The organism is Ralstonia sp. R-29 (genome assembly GCF_049913345.1).
Lineage (GTDB): Bacteria > Pseudomonadota > Gammaproteobacteria > Burkholderiales > Burkholderiaceae > Ralstonia.
This window is the reverse complement of record NZ_CP184378.1, coordinates 822,100-847,498: the sequence shown is the minus strand read 5'-3', so window position 1 is coordinate 847,498 and position 25,399 is coordinate 822,100. Positions and strand designations below refer to the sequence as shown.

Below are 25,399 nucleotides of genomic sequence, written 5' to 3'. Positions count from 1 at the left end.
CTCACCACGTGCTGATCCCCTGCGCGGTGTCGAGCGGCATGTTGAATCCTGGAGCACTGCCTGCGATGGCCTGAACTTCCACCAGCGGTCGCGACGGTTTGACATTGCCAAAGACCATGGCAATAGGGACATCCGCTGCGTCACGCCCGGTACCAATTCGCGGGAGTCCCATGGGCACCGACACATTCGATGGATCGACCAGATACCATCGTTGCCCCAGAAACACTTCCACAAACGCATGAAAATCCGAGGGGCCTAACAGCGGATCTGCACCGTAGTCGAGGCTGCTGGAGAACCGCGTCGGAATACTCAATGCGCGACACAAGGCGATCATGAGGTGCGCGTAGTCCCGGCACACGCCCTTGCGCTCCACGAGGGTGCTGACAGCAGACGTCCTCTCGTTCGTCGATTGCGGGGCAAATCGCACGTAGCCGCAGACCCAGTCCCGAATCGATATGACAAGCGGGTACCCACGTTGATAACCGCCGAACTCCCGCAGCGCAAATTCCATGAGGCGATCCGACTCGCAGTAGCGACTGGGGGCCAGGTAAGTGATGACATCAAGCGGGAGATCCGCGATGGGGACTTCGAACAACTGCTCAGGAGGCGTCAGCAGATGGTCGATGTCGACGGTTGCAGCGTAGCTGACGGAGAAGTGCCCCTTGGGCGCCCGGACACGCAGGCGTCGATTGAGCAGAGTTGGTTCCGTGTGCGGCTCAACGGGCAACGCCGGGGTCAATTGCAATGACTCGGTGACGACCGTCTGGCGCGCTGTTTGCGCGGCGTGGAAATTGAAGATGAAATCGGCGGTCGGGTCGCGCACTTCATAAGCTAAGCCGACCGCATAACGCATGCGAACCATACGACCTCCTGCTGCCTGCCTCAAGCGTTGTTTGGTTGTCGGCGAACGCAGGTAGTGGGCGACGCAGCGCGGCGCTGGCCGCAGGTCTGACGCAGCTACTCGGCACTCATGGATTGGCCAGGCACAAATCCATCGATGATGTCTTCGGCCATCTTCGCAGCCGCCCGTCTGGCTGTTCCGATGTTCTCCCATTGAATCGCCAGCAGCGGGAAGATGCGGGCATGCTCGGAATTTGGCAACTCGCCTGCCAGGCAGATCAACACGGAGGCGCTGTAAGACCGGTCAGGGCGCCGCTCATGCCACTCACGGGGCGCGTCGAACAGGTAGATCAGGGGATAAACATCGAACCCCTTGTAGCAGCAAGTTGGATAGTCATCCACAGTGATCTCCGTCGAACGGGGGTAGCCTACTGTACGCTCTTTCCATCCGCATCATCGAACTCTCCATTGCCTGATAGCAGACCATCAGGCTTCGCGCGACGACGCAGACGTATCCGCACCATCAAAAAATAATCTCTCTCGGTGCGAAATTGCCGACGCGTGCACCTAGTGCACGTCTTTCTTCATGTTCTCGGTTTCCATGGCGGCGATCCATTCCTCGTACGCCTCAATTGGCTCCATGGTCTCATCCACGAGCGTGGCTGCGCGCTCCGCAGCGGTCGACGCCTCCTGAGTGGCGGCGCTCCGGCCGTCGTCCTCGGTGCTTGGCGGCAGAAGCATATCTTTCAGCATCGCCCGCAACTCCGGGGTATTCCATGGTTTGCCCAGCCGGCGCTGCCTGTTCAAGTAATGACGGACTTCCGCCTCTTGCTCGGTCGTTAGCGGAAGCCCTCGGAATGTCTGATGTGTGTCGCTGTGGATCATGGTGCGCCTCCCGAATTGGTCTGCGCTTTCGACTTTCAATGCGGATGGTTAGAGTCGCGATAGAGAGCGTCACGCTTTACGCGTCGGCCCTGCATTGCAGGTCTGCGGCCAACTCGATTACGTCTTCTTCTTGGCGGCACCTTCGGTCCCGACCCGCGATTGAACCGTGCTGAACGGAGTCGCCGGCACAGCAGGTTTCTTCGGTTGCTTAGGCTTCTTCGCCTCGCGATTGCCACGCAATTGACTCTTGGCCATGGTGATACTCCTGTTGCATCGCTTGCCAGATGGCAGTCCTCAGCATACGCGCTTCACCCCCGGCACAGGGGAATATCTTCCGCACGGTGCAATACGGTTGGCAGTGCTTGCCGAAGGCGCCTCATGCTAGGAGTGTCAGCGCTCTGACGGCACTCGCAATGGCGGTTGTGCACTCGGAACGTGTGTCCAGGCGAACACGCCGCTAGGTGGGTGAGGATGTTTTCGGCGTGCTTTGTGTTCCAGGTGGGCAGGAACTTGAGGTGCCACTCGCGCGACACCGCCTTGAACGTATTGTCGGCGGCCCTGCGAGCCATGATCTTGGCGGTTCTGCGAACCAGGGCGGGATCGATGCCGGCAGAGATTTGCTTTCGGAGCGTCCAGCATTTCTCACGCGCGGCGCGCAGGCTGACATCTGGGTACACGCCAACGGAGAGCCGCTTCTCCTTTCCGTCGATTCGATACTTGAGGCGCCACCATTTGCCGCCGGACGGCGACACTTCGAGGTAAAGGCCATTGCCGTCGAACAGGCGTTGCAGTTTGTCGGCCGGCTTTGCGCTGCGGATTGCGATATCGATGAGTGGCATCTTGGGGGCAACTGGTTCTTGAGGGCTAACGTTGCCCCCAAATGTTGCCCCCGCGTTTCGTCGGCTGCCAACTTATGGCAACGGACGTTAGCGAACAAAGATCGTCCGCAAAGCCTTGAAATACGACGATTTTCGGATTTCGCTGATCGTAAGCGAATAAGAAGATGGTGGGACGTACAGGAGTTGAACCTGCCTGCCTGCAGCGGTTGTCCGCTACTGCTCGACCCATGAGCTACCGTCCCGTGTTCACTATATCGACCCTTCCTGAGGAAACCCGAGTCGGGACATCCCCTTAGCCCGATCGGCCAGTTCATGGGGTGGGCAGAGGCATCCGGACGCTCTAACCCGGAATGATTCTGCGTTGCCGCAAGTCATCGAAGATGCGCATGAACATGGCTTCTGTCTCCACATAGTCATGAAAGCCGAAGCGACGTGCCTTGGAGCCATCGCCGAACATGTCGTAATCCCACGAGAACACAAAGTCGGCAAAGCGCCATGAAGACACATCGCGATACGGCGTGTCGGCCAGGCCATGTCTGGCGATCATGCTTTGCCAGAGCGGCGCCTTGTCGGCCATGACGGTGTCGAGCGACAGGGGCAGCGGCGGGGCGACCTCCAGATCAAAGTAGCGCGCAATTTTGGGCCACATTTCGCTCCAGCGGAACAGGTCGCCGTTGTTGATGTTGAAGGCCTGGTTGGCGCAGCGTGGTTCGGTGGCGGCCCACACGGTGGCGCGGGCGAGCAAACCGGCGTCGGTCATCTCCAGCAGGCGGACGTACGCGCCGGGTTTGCCGGGAAAGCGCAGCGGCAGGCCGAGTTCTTTCGACATCGATGCATACACCGCAATCGCCACCGCCAGATTCATCGGGTTGCCCAGCGCAAAGCCGCCGACCACCGACGGGCGAATAGCCGACCATGTCCACGCCTTGCCTTGTTGGCGCGCCTGCAGAAACGTCTGCTGGTCGAACATGAATTCGGGCGGCATGAAGTGCGCGTCGGTTTCGCGCGCCGGGGTTTTGAAGGGCCCAAGGTGGCCGCCGTAGACCTTGTAGCCCTGCATCAGGCTGATGTGTGCAAGGCTGGGTGCCACGGCCTCGATGGCATGGACCACGTTGGTCAGCATGGCGAGGTTGGGCGGCACGAGTTCGGCCCAGGAGGGGCGGTCTTGATAGGCAGCGTAGAAGACGTGCGTGACGTGGCTGAGTGCGCTGAGCTTGGCGCGCGTGTCGGCCACATCGAGCAGGTCGACGGCGATGTGGTGCACACGTTCGGCCGACTCACCGCCACGGCGTGACAGGCCGACGACGTGCCAGTCGTCCAGCGTGGCCAAGTGGTCGATCAAGTTACGGCCGATCACGCCTTGCGCGCCGACGACGAGCGCGACTTTGTTTCCGGTAGCCATGGTGTGGTTTTTGAGGTGGATGGCAAGGAAGACGACCAGTATGCGAAGCGAGGTATCTGTGCGATAGACTGCCTTGAAGCACAACATCTATGAATTGAAATCACAATGTCGCGGCTCGATGTCAATCGCTTTGGCGAGATGGAAGTCTTCGTGCGGGTGGTGGAGCAGGGCGGTTTTTCCGCGGCTGCACGGGCGTGCGGGATGACGCCGTCGGCGGTGAGCAAGCTGGTGGCGCGGTTGGAGGCACGGCTGGGCGCTCGGATGGTGAATCGCTCCACGCGGCGCTTCCAGCTCACGCCCGAAGGTGCGGCCTTCTATGAGCGCAGCGTGGCGGTGCTGGCGGACCTGGATGAGGCAGAGCGCGAGGCTTCATCCGGCGCGCAGCCCTCGGGGCGGTTGCGCGTCAACGCCAATGTGCCGGTCGGCACCCACTTGCTGCTGCCGATCGTGCCGGCGTTTCTGGCGTGCCATCCGCAGGTGTCGCTCGACATCGCACTCACCGACCGTGTGATCGATCTGCTGGAAGATCGCACCGATGTTGCGTTGCGCAGTGGGCCGCTGAAGAGCTCGCGGCTGGTTGCGCGCAAGCTGGGGCAGACGCGGCTGATGGTTGTGGCCGCACCCGCTTATTTGGCACGCATGGGCACGCCACGCACGCCGGCCGATCTGGCAAATCACAACTGTCTGGCGTTCAGTTACGCGCGTGCGGTCAGCGGCTGGACTTTTACCAAGCGGGGCCGCCGCACCGAGGTGATACCGCAGGGCAACACGCAAATCAGCGATGGCGAGGCCCTGCGTGCGGTGACCGTGGCTGGCCTGGGCGTGGCGCGCTTGGCGGCGTTTCAAGTGCACGCCGATCTCGACGCCGGCCGCCTGGTGCCCGTGCTGGAAGACTACGACCCGGGCGAGACCGAAGACATCCATGCCGTCTATGTTGGCCAGGGTGCACATTTGCCGGCCCGGGTGCGGGCATTTCTGGACTTTCTGGTCGCGCACGTCAAGGTTGCCTAGGCGGCTGTTTTCCCCCTCCGATGGAAGGGCGTGACGTTCACATGTGTAAAACCCTTCAAGTTGGCTGGCGGCATGCCGTTTACCGCCACATAACGTGTGCTTGAACCGGGGGAAGACGCAATGTCACAGCATTCGCACCACGAAGTCGATGAACGGACCAATCTGACGAACAACAACCGCTTTGAACTGTTGCTGTTCCGCCTGGGCGAATCTGCGCGCTCCAATCAGCGCGAGATGTTCGGCATCAACGTGTTCAAGGTGCGCGAGATCATGGTCATGCCGCCCGTGACGCACGTGGCGGATGCCGGCGCCCACATCCTGGGTGCGGTGAATGTGCGCGGCCAGATCATTCCGGTGATCGACCTCGCCAGCGTGATCGGCACCAAGAACAGCAGCGCCAACATTCTGTTGATTACGGAATACGCGCGCACCACGCAGGGTTTTGCGGTGGAAGAGGTGGACGAGATCGTGCGCCTGGAATGGAGCCAGATCTTCCCGGCCGAGGCGAGCGTGGGCAGCAGCAACATCACCAGCCTGGCGCGCCTGGACGGCAATGCCGAGAACTCGCGCCTGGCGCAGGTGATCGACGTTGAGCAGATCCTGGTCGACGTGTTCCCGACGCGCCGCACCGATCTCGCCCCCGACAATGACGAGCGCCCCATCAAGCTGCCCCCGGGCGCCAAGCTGCTGGTGGCGGACGATTCCGGTCTGGCGCGCACGCTGATCGCCAACGGCCTGGAAGCCATGGGCGCACCGTACGTGATGACCAAGAGCGGCCAGGAGGCGTGGGACACGCTGCAGAACATCGCGCGTGACGCCGCCCGCGAGGGCAAGACCGTGCGCGACAAGATCGCCCTGGTGCTGACCGATCTGGAAATGCCCGAGATGGATGGCTTTACGCTCACGCGCAAGATCAAGACTGAGCCGGCGTTCCAGTCGATTCCGGTGGTGATCCACTCGTCGCTGTCGGGCTCGGCCAATGAAGACCACGTGCGCCGCGTCGGCGCCAATGGCTATGTCGCCAAGTTCGAGGCCAACGAACTGGCACAGGCGATTGCCTCGGCGCTGGGCTGATCTAACACCCCTCCGTATGCAAGGGCGGCGTGCAATGCGCCGCCCGGTTTGACACGCGCCCGGCCTTATTTGCGGGCGTCGCGGTCATTGCCGCCCAGTGGGTCGACCACAATCATGGTGCGGTCCAGCACGCCGTTGTCATCGAACAGGGCGTTGAAATGCGCTTGCTGATAGCCGGCAACGTACATCCGGTATGACCACGCCTCGCGCTTCATGAGCCGGTAGTACTGCGTCGGCTCTTTCGGTGTGCCGAAGCGTTCGAGCACATCGCGCTTGGTCCATACACCGGGGCGGGCTTCGTAGATTTCCTTTTCGGTCAACATTTGCCGGTAGTTGGTGAGCTTGCCGTTGGCGTCAAAATCGGCGGCATACACCTCGTGCCCGAGCGGCTGCTTGGAGTAGATCCAGCGGTGCGTACCGTTGGCCAACTGATAGGTCTCGGTGGGTGCGCCAAAGGTTTCTCGCACGGCGCTTTCCGGCTGGCCGATCATCTTTTGCGCGGTTTGCACGGGGTTGAGCGAGGCACACGCGCACAGCGCAAGTGCCGCCAGGCTGATCCATCTGCCGAGTTGGTTTGGCATGGCGTTCTCCGGGGGATGCGGGGATTGACCCTTCCAGATGGTAAACCCCGCAGCCACCCGAAATATTCCCTCGATCCAAACTGGCGCCCGTGCCGCACAATATTGGTGCGATCAAGCGGGCTTCTTGGCCGATGCCGCGATGATGCGGTGCACGAAACGCAGTTTGTCGATCACGGGGGATGCCAGCGTAAACGGGTAGCCATCGGGTTGGCCCAGGCTGCGATTGAGGCTGTTCAGCACGTAGGTGAGCGGAAACCAGCGGCTCATCAGGCTGTTGAAGCTGGCTTCTTCCACGGGGGTCTGGTCGGTCAGTTCCGGCTCTTGCGGGTGGTCGGGCAGCAGTGCCAGGCCGTATGACACGGCGGTGTCCAGGGCGTCGACCATGTGCAGGTAGTGCGCCCAGGTTTCGGCCCAGTCTTCCCAGGGGTGCATGGTGGCGTAGGCGCTGATGCAGTGCTGCGCCCAGTCAGCCGGCGGGCCATTGTCGTAGTAGGCCTTGAGGGCATCGGCATAGCTCGCGCGTTCATCGCCAAAGCGCAGGCGGAAAGCGGCTTCCCACATCGGCTTGCCAGCGATCAGCCGGTCGAAGAAGTAGTGCCCGGATTCGTGACGGAAGTGGCCGAGCAGCGTGCGATAGGGCTCGCCCAGTTCGGTGCGGGCTTTTTCGCGCGCGGCGTCGTCGGCTTCGGCAATGTTGAGCGTGATGCGGCCGTGGTGGTGGCCGGTCATTACGGGCTCGCTGTCTTCCTTGTTTTCCAGAAACGCAAACGTCAGCCCGGTCTCGGGGTTCTCCAGGCGCGATTCCAGCGGCAAGCCCAGCGTCATCAGCGTATAGAGCAGCCGCCGCTTGGCGACCTCCAGTCGGTACCAGTAGAAGCGGTTTTCCGGCACGTGGAGGTCGGGGATGGTCTCGGTGAACTGGCAGGCGCGACACAGGGTGTCGGGCGAATCAGCCGGGATCATCCAGTTGCAGACGTTCTCGACCGCGTAGTTGTGGCATTGGCGGTAGAGCTGGCCCTGTGCCTCGGGGTGCAGGCTGCGCCAGTGCTTGTCTGCGGCCTCGGCTGGCGCGTCGGCGGGTTCAAACGCGCTGATCTCGCCGACGTCGGGCAGGTAGCCGAGCAGGGCGTTGCAGCGCTCGCACAAGACGTTTTCAAAGAAGACGAGTTGCTGGCAACGGTTGCAGTGGAACGTTTTCATGGTGCTCCAAGGGAGGGGCAAGGGCTGGCTTTTGGGGGGCTTCCCAACCAAGATGGTGGTGTTGCAGTGGCGAGCCATCCAGCAAGCGTTGTACCGTATTGGCGTGTCATACGCACGGTCGTACACGCGTGGCACGATGGTCCGTCGCCCCAAGCCGGGTATGCCGCACAAACGGCATGAACCTTGCTTGAACTGCCCGCCGGCACCGCGCCGGCACGTCATTACGAGCCACCGAGGAGTCCGTGTGTCGATCCGAGTCGCGCTGAACCACGTTACCCATTATCGCTATGACCGGCTCGTCGAGCTGTCGCCGCAGGTGGTGCGCCTGCGGCCGGCGCCGCACTGCCGCACGCCCATCCATTCGTATTCCATGCGGGTGGAGCCGGCCGAGCATTTCATCAACTGGCAGCAAGACGCCTTTGCGAACTACCAGGCGCGGCTGGTGTTTCCGCACAAGACGCGGGAGTTCAAGGTCACCATCGACCTGGTCGCCGAGATGGCGGTCTACAACCCGTTCGATTTCTTCCTGACGCCCGAGGCGGAGGCGTTTCCCTTCACCTACGACGATGCGTTGGCTGCCGAGCTGGCGCCCTACCTCGTCAAGCGCGAGATGACGCCGCACTTTGCCGCGTTTGTCGCCAGCATTGATCGCACGCCGCGCCGCACCATCGATTTCCTGGTGGAGTTGAACCAGCGCCTGCAGCAGGAAATCCGCTACCTGATCCGCATGGAGCCCGGTGTGCAGACGCCGGAAGAAACGCTGTCGCTGGGCTCCGGTTCGTGCCGCGATACGGGGTGGCTGATGGTGCAGACGCTGCGCCAGTTGGGGTTGGCAGCGCGCTTTGTATCCGGCTACCTGCTGCAGCTCACGCCCGACGTGAAAGCCGTCGATGGCCCCAGCGGCACGGAGGTGGACTTCACCGACCTGCACGCCTGGTGCGAGGTCTACCTGCCCGGTGCCGGGTGGATTGGCTTTGATCCCACCTCTGGCCTGCTGGCGGGCGAGGGGCATATCCCTGTGGCTTGCACGCCGGAGCCTGGCAGCGCGGCACCTATCTCGGGTGCGGTGGATGAATGCGAGGTGGAGTTCGAACACACCATGTCGATCACGCGCGTGCTGGAAGCGCCGCGCGTGACCAAGCCCTACACCGAAGCGCACTGGGAAGACGTCGTGCGCATGGGCGCGCAGGTGGACGCCGACCTTGACGCCATGGACGTGCGCCTCACCATGGGCGGCGAGCCCACCTTCGTGGCCGTGCGCGACCGCGATGCTGCCGAGTGGAATACCGACGCCCTCGGCCCCACCAAGCGCAGCTACGCCGTCGGGCTGATGGACAAGCTGCGCCAGCGCTACGGCGCCAACGGCTTCCTGCATATCGGCCAGGGCAAGTGGTACCCCGGCGAGCAGTTGCCGCGCTGGGCGCTGTCGCTCTACTGGCGCACCGACGGCCAGCCCTGCTGGAGCGATCCAACGCTGTTTGCCGACGAGCGCGAGCCCGGCCGCTACACGTCGGACGACGCGCAGCGCTTCCTCCACCATCTGGCGCGCAAGCTGTCGGTGGACGAGCAATGCATCCAGCCCGGCTACGAAGACACGTGGTACTACCTCTGGCGCGAGCGGCGCCTGCCGGTGAATGTCGACCCGTTTGAATCGCGGCTCGACGATGAAATGGAGCGCGTGCGCTTGCGCCGCGTGTTCGACGCCGGCCTGTCTGCCGTGACGGGCTACGTGCTGCCGCTCGCGCGCAATGACGATGCCACGCTGGCTGGCGCGCGCTGGGTGACGGGCCAGTGGGTCTTCCGCGATGACCGCATGTACCTGATTCCCGGCGATTCACCAATGGGCTATCGCCTGCCGCTCGACTCACTGCCGTGGGTCAGCAAGAGCGACTACCCGTATCAGCATGCGCACGATCCGTTCGGCCCGAGCGCGCCGCTGCGCACGGCGACGGAGTTGCGCATGCAATACCAGCGCGACGCTGCCGGCGCTGCAGTGGGAGCGAAAGCCGCATCGGCCGCGCTCGGCACCGGCTCGCGGGCCGATGCCCGCATGCCCGCGCAGAACGAATCCGCCTCGTGGGTCCACCGCACCGCGGTGTGCGTGGAAGCGCGCGACCCCGCCCGCGCCGCCGGCCCCAAGGTCGAGAACGACACCTTCGGCTCTGGCCACAGCCAGCTGCACGTCTTCATGCCGCCGCTGACGGTGTTGGACGACTACCTCGACCTGCTGGCCGCCGTGGAAGCCACCGCCGCCGAACTGCGCGTGCAGGTCGTCATCGAAGGCTATCCGCCGCCGCGCGACCCGCGCCTGAAGCTGCTGCAGGTGACGCCCGACCCCGGCGTGATCGAGGTCAACATCCACCCCGCCAGCAACTGGGACCAGTTAGTCGACCATACGGAATACCTGTACGAGTCGGCTCACCAGTCGTACCTGAGCACCGAGAAGTTCATGCTCGACGGCCGCCACACCGGTACCGGCGGCGGCAACCACTTCGTGCTGGGCGGGGCCACGCCGGCGGATAGCCCGTTCCTGCGCCGGCCCGATCTGCTGGCCAGCCTGATTGCGTACTGGCACAACCATCCGTCGCTGTCGTATCTGTTCTCGGGGCTGTTCATCGGGCCGACGAGCCAAGCGCCGCGCGTGGATGAGGCCCGCAATGATCAGGTGTACGAGCTGGAGATCGCTTTTGCTGAGCTGCAGCACCAGCTCGATCGGCTGGGTGCGGCCAACGTTCAGCCTTGGCTGATCGACCGCATCCTGCGCAACATCCTCATCGACGTGACCGGCAACACGCACCGCGCCGAGTTCTGCATCGACAAGCTCTATTCGCCCGACGGCCCCACGGGGCGCCTCGGCCTGCTGGAGCTGCGCGGCTTTGAAATGCCGCCGCACGCGCGCATGAGCCTGGTGCAGCAACTGCTGCTGCGCGCGCTGGTCGCCCGCTTCTGGAAGACGCCGTACACCACGCGCCTCACGCGCTGGGGCACCGAGTTGCACGATCGGTTCCTGCTCGGCACCTTTGTGCAGATGGATTTCGACGACGTGCTGGCCGACCTGCGTGAAGCGGGTTATGCCTTCGAGCCCCACTGGTTTGCACCGCATTTTTCGTTCCGCTTCCCACTGGTGGGCGAGCTGCATACGGGCGGGATTTGCCTCACGCTCAGCGGCGCGCTGGAGCCCTGGCACGTGATGGGCGAGGAGGGCGCGCAGGGCGGCACGGTGCGCTATGTCGATTCGTCGGTCGAGCGGCTGGAGGTGCGCGTGCTGGGCTTGAACGAGAACCGGCACGTGGTGACGGTCAACGGCACTCCCTTGCCATTGCAACCAACCGGCCGCGTGAGCGAGCAGGTGGCGGGGGTGCGGTTCCGGGCGTGGTCGCAGCCGTCGGCGTTGCACCCGACCATTGGCGTGCATGCGCCGCTGACGTTCGACTTGGCCGACACGTGGACCGGCCGCTCGCTGGGTGGTTGCCAGTATCATGTGGCGCATCCGGGTGGACGCAATTACCAGACGTTTCCAGTCAACGCTTACGAGGCGGAAAGCCGCCGCCGCGCGCGCTTCTTCACCATCGGGCACACGCCCGGGCCCATGGAAGTGCGGGCACCCGAGCGCAGTCTGGAGTTTCCGTTTACGCTGGATTTGCGCCGCTATTAATTTTTTCCCAGCCAAGCTCTTCCAGCCAAGCCGATCTTGTCTTATCAGTCGACCCTGCCGCTTGATCCACTACAGCCCGCAGCCGCCCACGCGGATGTGCTGGCCCTCCTCCGCATGTTGCCGGTGCGGGAGGGCCACTGGGATGAGCTGCGCGACGCCACGGGCGCGTTGCGCGGGCCGTGGCGGCAGTTTTTCGAGCATGTGCGCGAGGGGGGGATCGGCGGCTTGGTCGGGCTGGAGCAGGCCCGCGCTTCCGTCGCGCAGCAGGTGCGCGACAACGACATCAGCTACAACGTCTACGCCGACAAGGGCGAGCCGCGTCCGTGGGCGCTCGACTTGCTGCCTTTTCTGATTGACCACGAAAGCTGGGCGGTGATCGAGCAGGGCGTGATGCAGCGCGCGCGGTTGCTCAACGCCATCGTGGCGGATACCTACGGGCCGCAATCGTTGCTCGCCCAGGGGCTGGTGCCGCCGGCGCTGGTGTTTGGCCATCCTGGCTATCTGCGTGCGGTGCGTGGCTTTACGCCGCCGGGCGGGCAGTACCTGCACATTGTGGCGGTGGACTTGGCCCGCGCGCCCACCGGCAACTGGATGGTCGTCGGCCATCGTACCGAAGCCCCGTCCGGCCTGGGCTATGCGCTGGAGAACCGGCTGATCGTTTCCGGCCTGTTTGCCGATGCCTTTCGCGAGCTGCATGCCACGCGCCTGGCGCCCACGTATTCGCAGTTGATCAGCACGCTGGCCGCCGCCGCGCGCACCACGATGTCCGCCGACGAGGCAGGCGATTCGCCGCACATTGCGCTGCTTACGCCCGGCCCGTTCAGCGAAACGTATTTCGAGCACGCTTTCCTGGCGCGCTACCTGGGCGTGACGCTGGTCGAGGGCAAGGACCTGACGGTGCGCGGCGACAAGCTCTACCTGAAGACGTTCAACGGGCTGGAGCGTGTGCACGCGGTGCTGCGCCGCCTGGACGACGTGTTCTGCGACCCGGTGGAGTTGCGCGCCGATTCCACCATTGGCGTGCCGGGCCTGCTGCAGGTGATGCGCGCGGGCAACGTGATGGTGTCGAATGTGCCCGGCGCGGGGTTTGTCGAATCACCAGCCATGCTGGGCTTCCTGCCGGGAATTGCGCGGGCGCTGTTGGGCGAGCCGCTGGCTTTGCCCAGCGTGCCGACATGGTGGTGCGGCGAGGCATTGGCGCGCGATGAAGCGGAGGGCCGCCTGTCCGCTGGGCTGCTGTTGCCTACCTGGCCCGGAAACCATCCCGATGGCCCACCCGGCATGGCGGGCGGCCCGCAATCGCTGGCCGACTGGCGCGCCCGCATTGACAGCGCGCCGGATACCTTTACGGTACAGGCCCCGTTGCCGTATTCCTGCGCACCGCGCTACGAGGCCGGCATGCTCGCGGGGCGGCCGTCTGTGCTGCGCGTGTTTGCGATTGCCGATATGGCCGGCGGCTGGCACGTCATGCCCGGTGGCTTCACGCGCCTGGCCGCCGAGCGACAAGTCTCCCCCTCCATGCAGATGGGGGGCAGCAGCGTCGATACCTGGGTGCTGTCGAATCAGCCGCAGCCGGCTGCGCCGTTTACGTTGCTGCCCTCGCCGATGCGGCCGGCGGACCTTGCGCGCAAGCACCGCACGGTGTCGAGTCGCGCGGCAGAAAACCTGTTCTGGTCCGGCCGTTATGGCGAGCGTGCGGAAAACGGCGTGCGCCTATGCCGCCTGATTCTCGGCTCGCTGGAGGCCAACGACGCCGACACCATGTTCGGCACGCTGACGGAGCTGGCCGCCGAATGCGGCCTGATCTTCAGTGCCGATGTGTTCGCGCGCAGCAGCCCGAGCGCGTTTGAGCGCGCGCTGGTGACGGGGCTGAGCGAGCAGTCGGGCACAGCGGGTATTGGCCAATGCCTGGCTGCACAGGCGAGCTCGTCGGGCGAGGTGCGAGGGCGGCTGTCGAACGACCACTGGAGAACCATCCTCGCCGCGCGCAATGATTTCCGTGACGGGCTGGCCAACCTCACGGCCGAAGGCCCGCCCGACCGTGTGGCGCTGGTCGATCTGCTCGAGTATCTGGCGACGCAGCTCTCCGCCATCAGCGGTGCGCAGGGTGACCGCATGACGCGTGACGAGGCTTGGCGCCTGCTGTTTGCCGGCCGCCATATCGAGCGCGTATGGGCCATGGCGACGTTCCTGCGCGTGATGGCCGAGCGAGGCAAGCTGGCCACCGCCGAGGGGTTCGATCTGCTGCTGCAACTGTTCGACAGCACGCTCACGTATCGGTCGCTGTATCCGGGGCGGTTGGAGGTGCCGGCACTGCTGGACTTGCTGGTGGTCGAATCGACCAACCCGCGCGGACTGTACGGCGTGTACGACCGGCTGCGGGCGAAGCTGGCGCAGATCGAGCACGCTGCGGCCGATACACGCCGTCCGCCATTTGCCGACCTGATGCCTGCGGTCGAGACGCTGCCCTCGCTGGAAGCCCTGTGCGAGACCGATGCCGATGGCCGCTACGCCAACCTCATCGCCCTGTGCGACAAGCTGGGCGACTATGTGGCCGCCGCATCCAACGAGATCAGCGCGCGCTACTTCAGCCACGCCAGCACACCAACCGCGCAGGTGGCCTGATGGATGCACGCGCGGCGCTTCTGACGGTGTCCCACAGCACGATCTATCACTACGCAACGGCCGTCGAGACGGCGCAGCATCTGGCGACCATTCGCCCGCGTGCGTGCCCATGGCAGGAGATCGTCGCGCACGATGAGCAGATCGAGCCCACGCCGTCATACCTGACCAGCCGTGTGGATGGCTTCGGCAACGACGTGCTGTATTTCTCGCTCGATACCCCGCACGAGAGCCTGCGCATGACCAGCGAGACCACGGTGCGCCTGCTGCCACGCTGGACCAACCTGGACCCAGCCGCCACGCCGGCATGGGAGTCTGTGGCGCAGCGCCTGCGGTATCAGGCCGGTTCGGTGTTCTACCCCGAAGCGGAGTTCTGTTTTGCCTCGCCCAACATCGCACTGAGCCCTGCGTTGGAGCGCTATGCGCGTGCAAGCTTTGCAGCGGACACGCCGATCGTGGCAGGCGCCATCGACCTGATGCATCGCCTGCATGCGGACTTTGAGTACGCGCCCACCGCCACCGCTTTCGATACGCCGGCCACGCAAGCGTTTGAGCTTCGCCGGGGTGTCTGCCAGGACTTTGCGCAAGTGATGATCGGCTGCCTGCGTGCACTGGGGCTGCCTGCGCGCTACGTGAGCGGCTATCTGCGGACCGAACCCCCGGCCGGACAGCCGCGCCTGATTGGTGCCGATGCCTCGCACGCGTGGGTGTCGGTGTTCTGCCCGCAAAGCGGCTGGGTGGATCTGGACCCGACCAACGACGTGCTGGCCGATCTGGATCACGTCACCCTCGCCATCGGGCGCGATTACAGCGACGTTTCATTGCTGCGCGGCATGATCCTCGGCGGCGGTGAGCACAAGGTGGACGTGGCGGTCAGCGTGCGAGACGTGATGGTTGCCTGAACGCGTGATCGAAAGGCAGATTGCGTAGCGCAGTGGGGAGCCTCATGAACAAGGACATCTCTTTAACAGATGCTGGGCGCGCCGGCGACCAATGCTTGGGGATGGTCCGCCAGCTCCTGTGCGGGTTGCCGGCGCCGTTGCGCGCCCGGGTGCGCGTCCGGCAAACGGTCGGTGCCAAACAGCTTGCGGCGCAAGGTGCCCGGTGCGTACGCGGTCTTGTAGACACCGCGGTTCTGCAGCTCCGGCACCACTAGGTCGATAAAGTTGGCGTAGCTTTCCGGCGTTACCGTGCGCGCCAGGTTGAAGCCGTCGATGTCGGTGACATCCATCCACTGCTGCAGCGCGTCCGCGACCTGCTGCGGGTCGCCAACGATGGTGGCGTAGCGCCCCCCCAAAGCGAGTTGATCGAGCAGGCGCCGCACGGTGAACTGCGTGTCGCCGCCAGTCGCGCGGCGGATGGATGACTCAATCGCATTCGTCTTCACCGCGCGCAGCGGATCGTCCAACGCATAGATTGAGTAGTCGACGCCAGAGCCCGCCGAGAAATGCGCAAGCCCGGCTTCCGCACTGGCATAGCGTTGGTATTCGGCGAGCTTTTCGCGTGCAAGCTTTTCCGTCTTGTCGACCACGACGGTGATGCCCATGAAGACTTTGACGTCCTCCGCGCGGCGCCCAGCCTGCACGGCGGCTTGCCGCAACTGCGCCACCTGATCGCGCGTGGCCGATTGGCTCTGGCCCGAGAGGAACACGCACTCCGCGTGCTGCCCTGCAAAGGTCTGCCCGCGCGCGGATGAACCCGCCTGAAACAGCACCGGCGTGCGCTGCGGAGAAGGCTCGCTCAGGTGGTAACCCTCCACGTCGTAGTAGCGGCCGTGATGCTGGATGCGGTGCACCTTGTCGGGCTGTGCAAACACGCGTGCAGCGCGATCACGCAGCACCGCATCGTCTTCCCAACTGCCTTCCCACAGTTGGTAGACCACATCGAGAAACTCGTCTGCGCGGTCATAGCGCTCGTCATGCGCGATCTGCTCGCGCAGGCCCATGGCACGCGCGGCGCTGTCCAGATAGCCGGTCACGATGTTCCAGCCGACGCGGCCTTCGGTCAGGTGGTCGAGCGTGGAAAAGCGCCGCGCAAACAGGTACGGCGCCTCGTAGGTCAGGTTGACGGTCAGGCCAAAGCCGAGATGCTCCGTCACGCCGGCCATGGCGGAAACGAGCATCAGCGGATCATTCACCGGCAACTGGATCGACTCGCGCAGCGTCAGGTCGGCCGATTGCTGATAGACGTCGTATACGCCCACGATATCGGCGATGAACAGGCCGTCGAACAAGCCGCGTTCCAGCAGCTTGGCGAGGTCGGTCCAATAGCTGAGCTTGCGGTAATCGGCGGAGGTATCGCGCGGGTGGGTCCACAGGCCGTGGTTGATGTGGCCCACGCAGTTCATGTTGAACGCGTTGAGCAGGATCGGTTTCTTGGCCATTGCAGTCAGGCGCCGAGGCTGGTGAGGGCGGGCAGGCTGTCGGCGGGGCGTTGCAGCAGTACGCCCAGAATTTCGCGCCGCCATGCGTCGTAGAGCGGTATGTAGTTGCGCGTGTCGATACCGGCTGCGCGTTCGTTCAACGCCCACGATTCGCGCAGGTAGTCACCGAGCAGTACTTGCAGCTTGTCGTCGGCTTCTAGCACTTCACCGACGAGCTGTTCGCGCTCGCCATCCGACGCAGCGTCGAGCTTGTTGTGCCACCACTCGGTGATGAGGATGCGGTGCACTTCCTCGTCCGGCATGATGCGGTTCTCGGCAAAGTCGCGGTTGGCAACATCGAGCACGCGCGACGTGCGTCGGTTGACCTGCAGCCGTGCGAGGATGTGATGCTCGTAGTGGAATTCCCACGCGAGAAAGGCAGCCTGGCTTGTCAGCGGGTAGTCGCCAAGGATGTCCCAGTGATGGCGTACATCCTGCGCGATGCGCTCGATCTGATCGCGCCCCGACAGCACGCGAATGCGCTCGCGCGAGGCGACTGCGTGAAAACCGTCATCACCAATCTGGCGCGACAGCGCGAGCTGAAAGTCGGGCTCGTCGCGAAAGAGCCGGTCCAACCCCGCGCTGGCCAGTTGCACGATGAAGAGATCGTGCGCGGCGTTCCACGCTGCGTAGTCGATCACGCCTTCCAGTTCTTCTGGCGTTTGCGCGTCGCGCGGCGGTTCCGTACGCGCGGGCGGCAGGTGTGGCGCATGCACGGCGGCAACGCGGTCGAACAGGTCTTTTTCCAGCGCGGCGCCGTAGCGTGTGTGGGCGGTGGCGGTGGTTTCGAGATGGGCTTGGGTCACGTTGACATCCTCGTCGCGGAGGGTCGCTCCGGTTGATGGGGCATGCATCCGCCGGGTGGGCAGGTGCAGCGAGGCGGTCATCGTTGCATTGAAGCTTACGCAGGCAAACGAAGCGTTGCGCATGTCGTCAGACGCTATGCGCACAAGGCGCTCGTCGCTCGGCTATAGGCCGTTCTCCACCATCTCGACCACGCGCAGAGCGATGGCGCCGGTTTGCTCCGGCGGGCGGCTGCGCAAGGGGCCATCGATGATGAGCAGGGCGAGCCCATGCACGGCAGACCAGGCGAGGTATTCAGCACCGGGGCGGCGCTCGGCGGGGAGCACACCGGCGGCGGTCATGCGGTCCAGCGCGAGGCTCAGTAGCTGAAACGGATTGAGCCCGCTGTCGCCGGCTTTGGCGGGGTCGGCGTCGTTTTCCACCTCGTCGGGCACGGCAAAGGCGGTGCGGAACAGGCCGGTTTCCATTTGCGCAAAACGCAGGTAACCCACACCGATGGCGCGCAGTGAAGCACGCGCTTGTGCGTCTGCCGGCCAAGTCGAGTCAATGGCGTCCAGTTCGGCCTCCATGGCGCGCGCTAGCGCCGCGAGTGCCGCTGCGCGTACCCCTTGCAGCAAATCCAGCCGCCCCGCGAAGTGGCGGTATGCCGCGTTTGGCGCGACACCGGCACGGCGTGTCGCCTCGCGCAGCACGATGGCGTCTGGCCCGCCGGCACGCGCCAACTCGATACCTGCGTCAAGCAACGCGCGCCGCAAGTCGCCATGGCGATACGTGGAGCGCACGGGCGGGCGGGGTGGTTCCTGGGTCATGCAATGAAACTCCGCAAAGGCGATGTGGACACTGTTCATTATGTCTGCTATCGTTTGTGGACAGTGTTCACAAATCAACACTAGGCGCTGTCGTGCAGGATGCCAAGCACTTTCAGGAGGCTGATATGACGAATGCAATTGACGTTGCGGAGGATGAAGCGCAGTTGCGCAGCCTGATCGAAACATGGGCAGCGGCCGTGCGCGCTAAAGATAGCGATGCCGTGATGCGCCACTATGCGCCTGACGTGGTGGTTTTTGACGTTATGCCACCGTTGTTTGTCAAAGGCGCCGACGCCTATCGCCGCAACTGGCAAGGTTGGTTCGACGCACTGGATGGCCAGGCGGATTTCCAGTTCGTCGAATTGCACCTTGAGGTGAGCGGTGACCTGGCCTATTGCTTCAGCGTGAACCGCCTGCGTGCGCGGTATCGAGACGGTGCAAAGCACGATGCGCAAACGCGCGCCACGGTGTGCTTCCGCAAAATCGATGGCCGCTGGTTGGTCGTCCACGAACACGCCTCGGTACCCATGCCGGTGCCCGAGACCGCTTGCAGTTGAATCCATCGAAAAGCGAAGAAACGCTTTCCCCAACCGCGTGATTGCGTTACCCATGCGCGGCTTTGCAGTCCCTACCCCAAGGAGTTGTGATGCAAGTTCAACCGTATCTGTTCTTCGAAGGCCGTTGTGAGGAAGCGCTCGAGTTCTACAAGAAGACGCTGAGCGCCAAAGTTGATGTGGTGATGCACTACAAGGATGCGCCCAAGGATGCACAGCCCACCGCCGAGCAATGCGGCGGCATGGCGCCTCCGCTCGATAAAGTGATGCACGCCGCTTTCCGCGTGGGTGAAACCCAGATCCTGGCGTCCGACGGCATGGCTTCTGGCAAGGCGGATTTCAAGGGCTTCGGGCTGTCTGTCAGCGTGGCTGACAAGGCCGACGCCGAGCGCACCATCAAGGCGCTGGGCGACGGCGGCCAGGTCACGATGCCGATGGCCGAAACGTTTTTCGCCCACGCATTCGGCATGGTGACTGACCGCTTTGGCATCACGTGGATGGTGATCGCGCCCAAGCCGATGTAAGCACGCTTGCACATCGAAAACGGCCGCCGCAGCGCGGCCTTTTTTTGCATACCATCAAGCGTTTCACCTCTTCAACGTCGTTGAACAAGGAGTGCTTCCATGACGCATGGCATCGACGAACGTAAACGATGGCTTGCCCTGATCGTGCTGTGTCTGGGCGTGCTGATGATCGTGCTGGACACGACCATCGTGAACGTCGCACTGCCGTCCATTCAGGCGGATCTTCACTTTACCGAGACCGCGTTGGTCTGGGTGGTCAACGCGTACATGCTCACTTTTGGTGGGTGCCTGTTGCTCGGCGGGCGATTGGGTGATCTGTTTGGGCATCGCAAGCTGTTCCTGCTGGGGCTTACGCTCTTCACGCTCGCATCGGCGGCGTGCGGGCTGGCGAATTCGCAAGGGTTGCTGATTGCCGCCCGTGCGGTGCAGGGCGTGGGCGGGGCGGTGGTCTCGGCCGTGTCGCTGTCGCTCATCATGAATCTGTTCACATCGCCGGCGGATCGTGCCAAGGCGATGGGCATCTACGGCTTTGTGTGTGCGGGCGGCGGAAGCATCGGCGTGCTGTTGGGCGGCCTGCTGACGAGTGCGCTGAGTTGGCACTGGATCTTTCTCGTCAACCTGCCGATTGGCGTGGCGGTGTATGCCGCCTGTGTCGCGCTGCTGCCGGCGGGCAAGCCGCTGGCCGATCGCACCAAGCTGGATGTGGCGGGCGCGATTTCCGTAACGGCATCGCTGATGCTCGCGGTGTACGCCATCGTGCACGGCAACGAAGCGGGCTGGACTTCCACGCAAACGCTGTCGCAACTCGGCATCGCCATCGCGTTGATGATTGCGTTCCTCGTCATCGAATCGCGCGTATCGCATCCGTTGATGCCGCTGCGTATGTTCGCGCTGCGTAACGTGGCGACTGCCAATGTGGTGGGCGTGCTGTGGGCTGCCGCAATGTTCGCCTGGTTCTTCATCTCTGCGCTGTATATGCAGCGCGTGCTGGACTACAGCGCCATGCAGGTGGGCCTGGCGTTCTTGCCGGCGAACATCATCATGGCGGTGTTCTCGTTGGGGCTGTCGGCCAAGCTGGTGATGCGGTTTGGCATTCGTGCGCCGCTGTCGCTCGGCTTGCTGGTGGCCGCATTGGGGCTGGTGCTGTTTGCGCGTGCGCCGGCGGGTGGCAGCTTCGTGCTGGATGTGCTGCCCGGCATGCTGCTACTGGGGCTGGGGGCGGGCGTGGCGTTCAACCCCGTGTTGCTGGCGGCCATGAGCGATGTGGCACCGGACGAATCGGGCCTGGCTTCGGGTGTGGTCAATACGTCCTTCATGATGGGCGGCGCGCTGGGCTTGGCCATTCTGGCGAGCCTGGCCGCCGCGCGCACGGAGGGTCTGGCCGCAGCAGGCGCTGATGCCGCGACCGCGCTCAATGGCGGTTACCACCTCGCGTTCTTACTAGGTGCTATTGCCGCAGTGGTGGCTTCTGTGTTGGCCGGTGCGTTTGTGCGCACCCGCACGCATGGGCACGCGCAAGGCGACGCATCTTCGGCAGCGTCCATCTGACCTGGATACACCCTACGCGGGTTTCACCGCATGTCTCTATCAAGGCATGCGGTGAAACATGCAATTGACCGACCGGTCGGACGGTTTATAATCGATCCATGCCAAACACGGCGCGAATGCGGTGCCGTGCACACGTCGCCAATGCGGCCGGAGGATCGGATGTACACCCAAAGTCTCGACCAGCCCGGTGGCGTGCCCACCGAACAGGAACTGGCCGCCGTCCCCCAAGGTGAAGCCGAGCTGCAGGCGCGCTTCGACGCGCGCATTAGCGCAGACCACAAAATCGAGCCGCAAGACTGGATGCCCGCGCCGTACCGCAAGACCCTGCTGCGACAGATCTCACAGCACGCGCATTCGGAGGTGGTGGGCATGCTGCCCGAGGGCAACTGGATTAGCCGCGCGCCCTCGCTCAAGCGCAAGGCGATCCTGCTGGCCAAGGTGCAGGACGAGGCGGGCCACGGCCTCTATCTGTATTCCGCCGCAGAAACGCTCGGCAGCTCGCGCGACGAGATGATCGACGCATTGCATGAAGGGCGCGCGAAGTATTCCTCCATCTTCAATTACCCGACGCTCTCCTGGGCAGACGTGGGCGTGATCGGCTGGCTGGTGGATGGCGCGGCGATCATGAATCAGGTGCCGTTGTGCCGCTGTTCGTACGGCCCCTATGCGCGCGCCATGATCCGCATCTGCAAGGAGGAGTCATTCCACCAGCGGCAGGGCTACGAATCGTTGCTCACGATGATGGGCGGCACGCAGGCGCAGCGTGACATGGTGCAAGAGTCCGTCAACCGCTGGTGGTTTCCGGTGTTGATGATGTTTGGGCCGCCCGATACCGCATCGCCCAACAGCGCGCAGACCATGGCCTGGGGCATCAAGCGCATCTCGAATGATGATCTGCGGCAGCGTTTTGTCGATGCCACCGTCGAGCAGGCCCGCGTGCTGGGTGTGACGCTTCCCGACCCCGGGCTCAAATGGAATGCCGCGCGCGGCCATTACGATTTTTCGCCGCTCGATTGGTCCGAGTTCAAGCGCGTGCTTGATGGCCATGGCCCATGCAATCGAGAGCGTCTTGCCACCCGCAAGCGCGCGCACGAAGAGGGTGAGTGGGTGCGCGAAGCTGCGCTCGCCTATGCGCGCAAGCAGGCCGAACGCGCGGCCGCCACCGAACAAGCCGCCTGAGGAATCACGATGACGACCACCACGCATCAACACGAATGGCCGCTGTGGGAAGTGTTCATCCGCAGCAAGCAGGGGCTGGAGCACAAGCATTGCGGCAGCCTGCATGCGGTCGATGCCAAGCAGGCCTTGCAGATGGCGCGCGATGTGTACACGCGCCGGCAGGAAGGCGTGTCGATCTGGGTCGTGCCTTCGGCCGCCATCACCGCCAGCGAGCCCGACGATAAGCCCATGCTGTTCGACCCGATGGCCGACAAGATCTACCGGCACCCGACGTTCTATCGGCTGCCCGACGAAGTCAACCACATGTGAGTTGTGGCGATGAGTTCCGACGCGCATCTGCAATACCTCCTTCGCCTCGCCGACAACGCCCTCATCCTCGGCCAGCGCAACGCGGAATGGACCGGCCACGGGCCCGTGCTGGAAGAAGACATTGCCTTGTCCAACCTCAGCCTCGACCTGATCGGCCAGGCGCGCTTGCTCTACACGCACGCGGGGCAGATTGAAGGCGCGCTCACAGGCACCGCGCGCACGGAAGACGACTACGCCTTCTGGCGCGCGGAAAGCGCGTTCCGCAATTACACGCTGCTTGAGTTGCCGCACGCAGGGCCGATGGTGGCGACCTCTGCTGCCATGCGCGACTACGCCGTCGCCATCGTGCGGCACTTTCTCTATGCCGCGCTGATGGTGCCGATGTGGCAGGCACTGACCGCTTCGGCCGACAGCGAGCTGGCAGCCATTGCCACCAAGTCGCTCAAGGAAATGCGCTACCACCTCGCCCATACGCGCGACTGGCTGGTGCGCTTTGGTGATGGCACGGACGAATCGCATGCACGCGCGCAAGCCGCACTCGATTGGCTGATGCCGTACACCAACGAATTCTTCGCCACGGACGGAGTGGAAGAGGCCATGGCTGATGCAGGCATCGGTGTGCGCCCTGCGGATTTGCGCGAAGCCTGGGAAACCATCGTGCGTGACGCCCTGGACGAGGCCACGCTCGCCTGGCCCGACTCTGGCCCCTATGTCAGCACCGGAAAACACGGCGTGCATTCCGAGCACATGGGCTATCTGCTGGCCGAGATGCAGGGGCTGGCGCGCCAATTTCCGGGGGCATCGTGGTAGCCGAACGCTTGCGTCGGGCACGCACCGCGCTGGACGGTGTGACCGACCCCGAGATTCCCGTCATCACGATTGCCGAGCTTGGCATCCTGCGCGACGTGCAAGTCGATGAGGCCGGAACGCTCGTGGCAACGATCACGCCCACCTATTCAGGTTGCCCGGCGATGGACCAGATTGCCGACGATGTGAGCCGCGCGTTGCAGGCGGCGGATGTGGGTGCGTATCGCGTGCGCTCGGTGCTGTCACCCGCGTGGACCACCGATTGGATTACCGCAGAAGGGGCGCGCAAGCTGCGCGACTTTGGCATCGCGCCGCCGGCGCATTTGGCCTCGGCAGGCGACGCCCGCCCAATCCACATCGTGCGCCCCGCGCAGGCTGAGCACATCGCCTGCCCGCAATGCGGGTCGCATGACACGGTCCTCGTCTCTGCGTTTGGGTCGACGGCTTGCAAGGCGCTGTACCGCTGCCGCGCCTGCCGCGAGCCGTTCGACTATTTCAAGCCCTACTAGACCGCAGCCAGGCCACACCGAGGCCACACCAAGCGAGTGCCATGACCCCGCAATTCCACCCTCTGCGTGTCGCCGAAGTGCGTGGCGAGACGGCCGACACGATCTCGGTGCGCTTCGACGTGCCACCGGATCTGCGTGACGCCTACCGTTTTACGCAAGGCCAGTTCCTGACGTTGCGCGTGCCACGTGGCGAGTTGCCTGGCCAGGATGAGTTGCGCCGTTCGTATTCCATCTGCTGCGCCGTGCAGGATTACGACGCGCATGGCGAACTGCGCGTGGCGGTAAAACGGGTCGATGCGGGGGTCTTTTCCAACCACCTGCACGACCGCATCCGCGTGGGGCAATCGTTGGATGTGTTGCCACCAGACGGCCGCTTCTACGTGCCGTTGGCCGCCGAAAGCGCACGCCACTACGTGGCCTTTGCGGCGGGCAGCGGTATCACGCCTATCCTGTCGCTTATCAAGACCACCTTGGCTGCCGAGCCACACAGCCGTTTCACGCTGGTCTATGGCAACCGCAGTGTCGACAGCATCATCTTTGGCGAGGCGCTTGAAGACCTGAAAGACCGTTACCTCGACCGCTTTGCGCTGTACCACGTGCTGTCGCGGCAGCCGCAGGAGGTTGCGCTGTTCAACGGCCGGCTGGATGGGGAGAAGACGCACGCATTTCTGGATGCCCTGATCCCGCCCGATGACATCGATGCCGCCTTCATCTGTGGCCCTTCCACGATGATCGATGCGGTGGAAGCCGCGCTGCTGGAGCGGGGCGTGCCGCGTGAGCGCGTGCATGCTGAGCGTTTTGGTGTGCCGGTGGGTGATGCCTCGGCCAAGCCACGCAAGCGGGCCGCCGTGGCGGGTGATGTGGCGTTGACGGTAGTGCTCGACGGCAAATCGCACGAGGTGCCGATGGACGGCGACGCCAAGGTGCTCGATAGCGCGCTCAGCGCGGGGCTCGATTTGCCCTATGCCTGCAAGGGCGGCGTGTGTTGCACGTGCCGCGCCAAGGTGTTGGAGGGCCGCGTGGAAATGGACAAGAACTTCACGCTGGAAGACTGGGAAATCCAGCAGGGCTTTGTGCTGACGTGCCAGGCGCGGCCGCTCACGCAGCGTGTCGTGGTCAGCTACGACGAGCGCTGAACGCTAGCGCTCGATGTGGTTCGGACCCGCGAGTCCGCTCTCCAGCATGTCGATCACCATTTCGGCGTAGCCCTCATATGAAAGCGGCCCGTCGGGTTTGAGCCAGGTGAACGTCCAGTTCATCATGCCGAACAGCATCATGGTGATGGGCGTGCGATTGGCATCGTCCACCTTGTCGGGATAGGCCGCGCCGAGTTGCCGGCCCACCGCGGCCACGACGTCCCGTTCGCGCGCGAGCACGATGTCGCGTTGTTCCGGCGACAGGTATTTCACGTCATTGAGCAGGGCCACATGCCGGGTGCGCGAGGTCGCATACTCGGCCAGAAACGTGCGGACCAACAGATGCAGTGTGGCGCGGGCCGACAGCTTGGCGTGCAGCGCGTCGCTTTCGGCGCGCTCAACCAGATCCGCCAGCCGCTTGGTGTAGCGGTCGAGCAGGTCGAACAGGATCGCTTCCTTGCCTTCGTAGTAGTGATACAGGCGCGACTTCGAGCCGCCGCAGGCTGCGGCGAGCTGGTTCATCGACACGCTCGGGTAGCTGTCGGCGGCAAAGGCCTCGGCGGCGGTGTCGAGCACGCTTTCACGGCGCAGCTCGAATTCGTCTTCGTTCTTGACGCGGGACATGTGGGGCGGCACATCGGTGCGCATTGGCCGGAACGGCCGCCATGTTAACCGGCTGCGTCGTGCCG

At 64.0% G+C, this 25,399-nt stretch carries 25 protein-coding genes and 1 tRNA gene; 13 read left to right on the top strand and 13 right to left on the bottom strand.

Going from position 1 to position 25,399, the window contains the following annotated elements:
- Position 1 precedes the first annotated feature (1 nt).
- The 7 genes from ACN9M1_RS21005 to ACN9M1_RS20975 form a co-directional block, all read right to left on the bottom strand.
- Positions 2 to 862, bottom strand: a complete 861-nt coding sequence (locus ACN9M1_RS21005; protein WP_426400509.1) for a transglutaminase-like domain-containing protein — start codon at positions 860 to 862, stop codon at positions 2 to 4.
- Positions 863 to 957: 95 nt separating this feature from the next.
- The gene (locus ACN9M1_RS21000) at positions 958 to 1,242 is read right to left on the bottom strand and encodes a hypothetical protein (protein WP_426400507.1); all 285 of its coding nucleotides are present in this window, start codon (positions 1,240 to 1,242) and stop codon (positions 958 to 960) included.
- A gap of 165 nt (positions 1,243 to 1,407) precedes the next feature.
- On the bottom strand, positions 1,408 to 1,725 hold the full coding sequence (locus ACN9M1_RS20995) for a hypothetical protein (RefSeq protein ID WP_426400506.1): 318 nt from the start codon (positions 1,723 to 1,725) through the stop codon (positions 1,408 to 1,410).
- Between the two features lie 117 nt (positions 1,726 to 1,842).
- Positions 1,843 to 1,980: a hypothetical protein gene (locus ACN9M1_RS20990; RefSeq protein WP_426400505.1), complete on the bottom strand. Its 138-nt coding sequence runs from the start codon at positions 1,978 to 1,980 to the stop codon at positions 1,843 to 1,845.
- A gap of 53 nt (positions 1,981 to 2,033) precedes the next feature.
- Entirely contained in the window at positions 2,034 to 2,564 is a 531-nt protein-coding gene (locus ACN9M1_RS20985) for an Arm DNA-binding domain-containing protein (RefSeq protein WP_426400504.1), read from the bottom strand.
- 165 nt (positions 2,565 to 2,729) lie between these two features.
- A tRNA-OTHER gene (locus tag ACN9M1_RS20980) sits at positions 2,730 to 2,806 on the bottom strand.
- Between the two features lie 98 nt (positions 2,807 to 2,904).
- Entirely contained in the window at positions 2,905 to 3,966 is a 1,062-nt protein-coding gene (locus ACN9M1_RS20975) for an SDR family oxidoreductase (RefSeq protein ID WP_426400503.1), read from the bottom strand.
- 105 nt (positions 3,967 to 4,071) lie between these two features.
- On the opposite strand from ACN9M1_RS20975, the gene ACN9M1_RS20970 reads away from it, so the two are divergent.
- Positions 4,072 to 4,977 (top strand): LysR family transcriptional regulator, encoded by a 906-nt coding sequence (locus tag ACN9M1_RS20970; protein ID WP_426400502.1) that lies wholly within the window; start codon positions 4,072 to 4,074, stop codon positions 4,975 to 4,977.
- A 120-nt stretch (positions 4,978 to 5,097) separates the two neighbouring features.
- Positions 5,098 to 6,051 carry a chemotaxis protein gene (locus tag ACN9M1_RS20965; protein WP_426400501.1) on the top strand — a complete coding sequence of 318 codons (954 nt, stop codon included), beginning with the start codon at positions 5,098 to 5,100 and terminating at the stop codon, positions 6,049 to 6,051.
- Positions 6,052 to 6,116: 65 nt separating this feature from the next.
- Here the strand turns inward: ACN9M1_RS20965 and ACN9M1_RS20960 are convergent, their stop codons facing one another.
- Positions 6,117 to 6,632, bottom strand: coding sequence for a hypothetical protein (locus ACN9M1_RS20960; protein WP_426400500.1), 516 nt, complete (start codon positions 6,630 to 6,632; stop codon positions 6,117 to 6,119).
- 111 nt (positions 6,633 to 6,743) lie between these two features.
- Positions 6,744 to 7,832 (bottom strand): zinc-binding metallopeptidase family protein, encoded by a 1,089-nt coding sequence (locus tag ACN9M1_RS20955; protein ID WP_426400499.1) that lies wholly within the window; start codon positions 7,830 to 7,832, stop codon positions 6,744 to 6,746.
- Between the two features lie 244 nt (positions 7,833 to 8,076).
- On the opposite strand from ACN9M1_RS20955, the gene ACN9M1_RS20950 reads away from it, so the two are divergent.
- Genes ACN9M1_RS20950 through ACN9M1_RS20940 form a run of 3 tightly spaced genes read left to right on the top strand, consistent with a single transcriptional unit; the run spans position 8,077 to position 15,011 of the window.
- On the top strand, positions 8,077 to 11,487 hold the full coding sequence (locus tag ACN9M1_RS20950) for a DUF2126 domain-containing protein (RefSeq protein WP_426400498.1): 3,411 nt from the start codon (positions 8,077 to 8,079) through the stop codon (positions 11,485 to 11,487).
- Positions 11,488 to 11,523: 36 nt separating this feature from the next.
- On the top strand, positions 11,524 to 14,112 hold the full coding sequence (locus ACN9M1_RS20945) for a circularly permuted type 2 ATP-grasp protein (RefSeq protein WP_426400497.1): 2,589 nt from the start codon (positions 11,524 to 11,526) through the stop codon (positions 14,110 to 14,112).
- Complete coding sequence (locus tag ACN9M1_RS20940; protein WP_426400496.1) at positions 14,112 to 15,011, top strand: transglutaminase family protein; 900 nt, start codon at positions 14,112 to 14,114, stop codon at positions 15,009 to 15,011. Before ACN9M1_RS20945 ends, ACN9M1_RS20940 begins: the two co-directional genes overlap by 1 nt.
- Positions 15,012 to 15,073: 62 nt before the next feature.
- Here ACN9M1_RS20940 and ACN9M1_RS20935 read toward each other — a convergent pair whose 3' ends face one another.
- The 3 genes from ACN9M1_RS20935 to ACN9M1_RS20925 all read right to left on the bottom strand — a co-directional run bounded on the left by ACN9M1_RS20935 (position 15,074) and on the right by ACN9M1_RS20925 (position 18,144).
- Positions 15,074 to 16,492, bottom strand: a complete 1,419-nt coding sequence (locus ACN9M1_RS20935) for an LLM class flavin-dependent oxidoreductase (protein ID WP_426400495.1) — start codon at positions 16,490 to 16,492, stop codon at positions 15,074 to 15,076.
- A 5-nt stretch (positions 16,493 to 16,497) separates the two neighbouring features.
- A complete protein-coding gene (locus tag ACN9M1_RS20930) occupies positions 16,498 to 17,337 on the bottom strand; it encodes a hypothetical protein (protein ID WP_426400494.1) in 840 nt (279 codons plus the stop codon).
- A 162-nt stretch (positions 17,338 to 17,499) separates the two neighbouring features.
- Entirely contained in the window at positions 17,500 to 18,144 is a 645-nt protein-coding gene (locus ACN9M1_RS20925) for a TetR/AcrR family transcriptional regulator (RefSeq protein WP_426400493.1), read from the bottom strand.
- A 125-nt stretch (positions 18,145 to 18,269) separates the two neighbouring features.
- On the opposite strand from ACN9M1_RS20925, the gene ACN9M1_RS20920 reads away from it, so the two are divergent.
- From ACN9M1_RS20920 to paaE, 8 genes are all read left to right on the top strand, one after another.
- Positions 18,270 to 18,701, top strand: a complete 432-nt coding sequence (locus ACN9M1_RS20920; RefSeq protein WP_426400492.1) for a YybH family protein — start codon at positions 18,270 to 18,272, stop codon at positions 18,699 to 18,701.
- 89 nt (positions 18,702 to 18,790) lie between these two features.
- Positions 18,791 to 19,222 (top strand): VOC family protein, encoded by a 432-nt coding sequence (locus ACN9M1_RS20915; RefSeq protein ID WP_426400491.1) that lies wholly within the window; start codon positions 18,791 to 18,793, stop codon positions 19,220 to 19,222.
- 99 nt (positions 19,223 to 19,321) lie between these two features.
- Positions 19,322 to 20,770 (top strand): DHA2 family efflux MFS transporter permease subunit, encoded by a 1,449-nt coding sequence (locus ACN9M1_RS20910; RefSeq protein ID WP_426400490.1) that lies wholly within the window; start codon positions 19,322 to 19,324, stop codon positions 20,768 to 20,770.
- 159 nt (positions 20,771 to 20,929) lie between these two features.
- Positions 20,930 to 21,949, top strand: a complete 1,020-nt coding sequence (gene paaA / locus ACN9M1_RS20905) for a 1,2-phenylacetyl-CoA epoxidase subunit PaaA (RefSeq protein ID WP_426400489.1) — start codon at positions 20,930 to 20,932, stop codon at positions 21,947 to 21,949.
- A 9-nt stretch (positions 21,950 to 21,958) separates the two neighbouring features.
- Positions 21,959 to 22,258 (top strand): 1,2-phenylacetyl-CoA epoxidase subunit PaaB, encoded by a 300-nt coding sequence (gene paaB, locus ACN9M1_RS20900; protein ID WP_426400488.1) that lies wholly within the window; start codon positions 21,959 to 21,961, stop codon positions 22,256 to 22,258.
- 9 nt (positions 22,259 to 22,267) lie between these two features.
- Complete coding sequence (gene paaC / locus ACN9M1_RS20895) at positions 22,268 to 23,068, top strand: 1,2-phenylacetyl-CoA epoxidase subunit PaaC (protein ID WP_426400487.1); 801 nt, start codon at positions 22,268 to 22,270, stop codon at positions 23,066 to 23,068.
- Positions 23,062 to 23,574 (top strand): 1,2-phenylacetyl-CoA epoxidase subunit PaaD, encoded by a 513-nt coding sequence (paaD, locus tag ACN9M1_RS20890; protein ID WP_426400486.1) that lies wholly within the window; start codon positions 23,062 to 23,064, stop codon positions 23,572 to 23,574. The genes paaC and paaD overlap by 7 nt, the downstream gene beginning before the upstream one ends.
- A gap of 41 nt (positions 23,575 to 23,615) precedes the next feature.
- Positions 23,616 to 24,710 carry a 1,2-phenylacetyl-CoA epoxidase subunit PaaE gene (gene paaE / locus ACN9M1_RS20885; RefSeq protein WP_426400485.1) on the top strand — a complete coding sequence of 365 codons (1,095 nt, stop codon included), beginning with the start codon at positions 23,616 to 23,618 and terminating at the stop codon, positions 24,708 to 24,710.
- Between the two features lie 3 nt (positions 24,711 to 24,713).
- Here the strand turns inward: paaE and ACN9M1_RS20880 are convergent, their stop codons facing one another.
- Positions 24,714 to 25,334 (bottom strand): TetR/AcrR family transcriptional regulator, encoded by a 621-nt coding sequence (locus ACN9M1_RS20880; protein ID WP_426400483.1) that lies wholly within the window; start codon positions 25,332 to 25,334, stop codon positions 24,714 to 24,716.
- Positions 25,335 to 25,399: the final 65 nt, after the last annotated feature.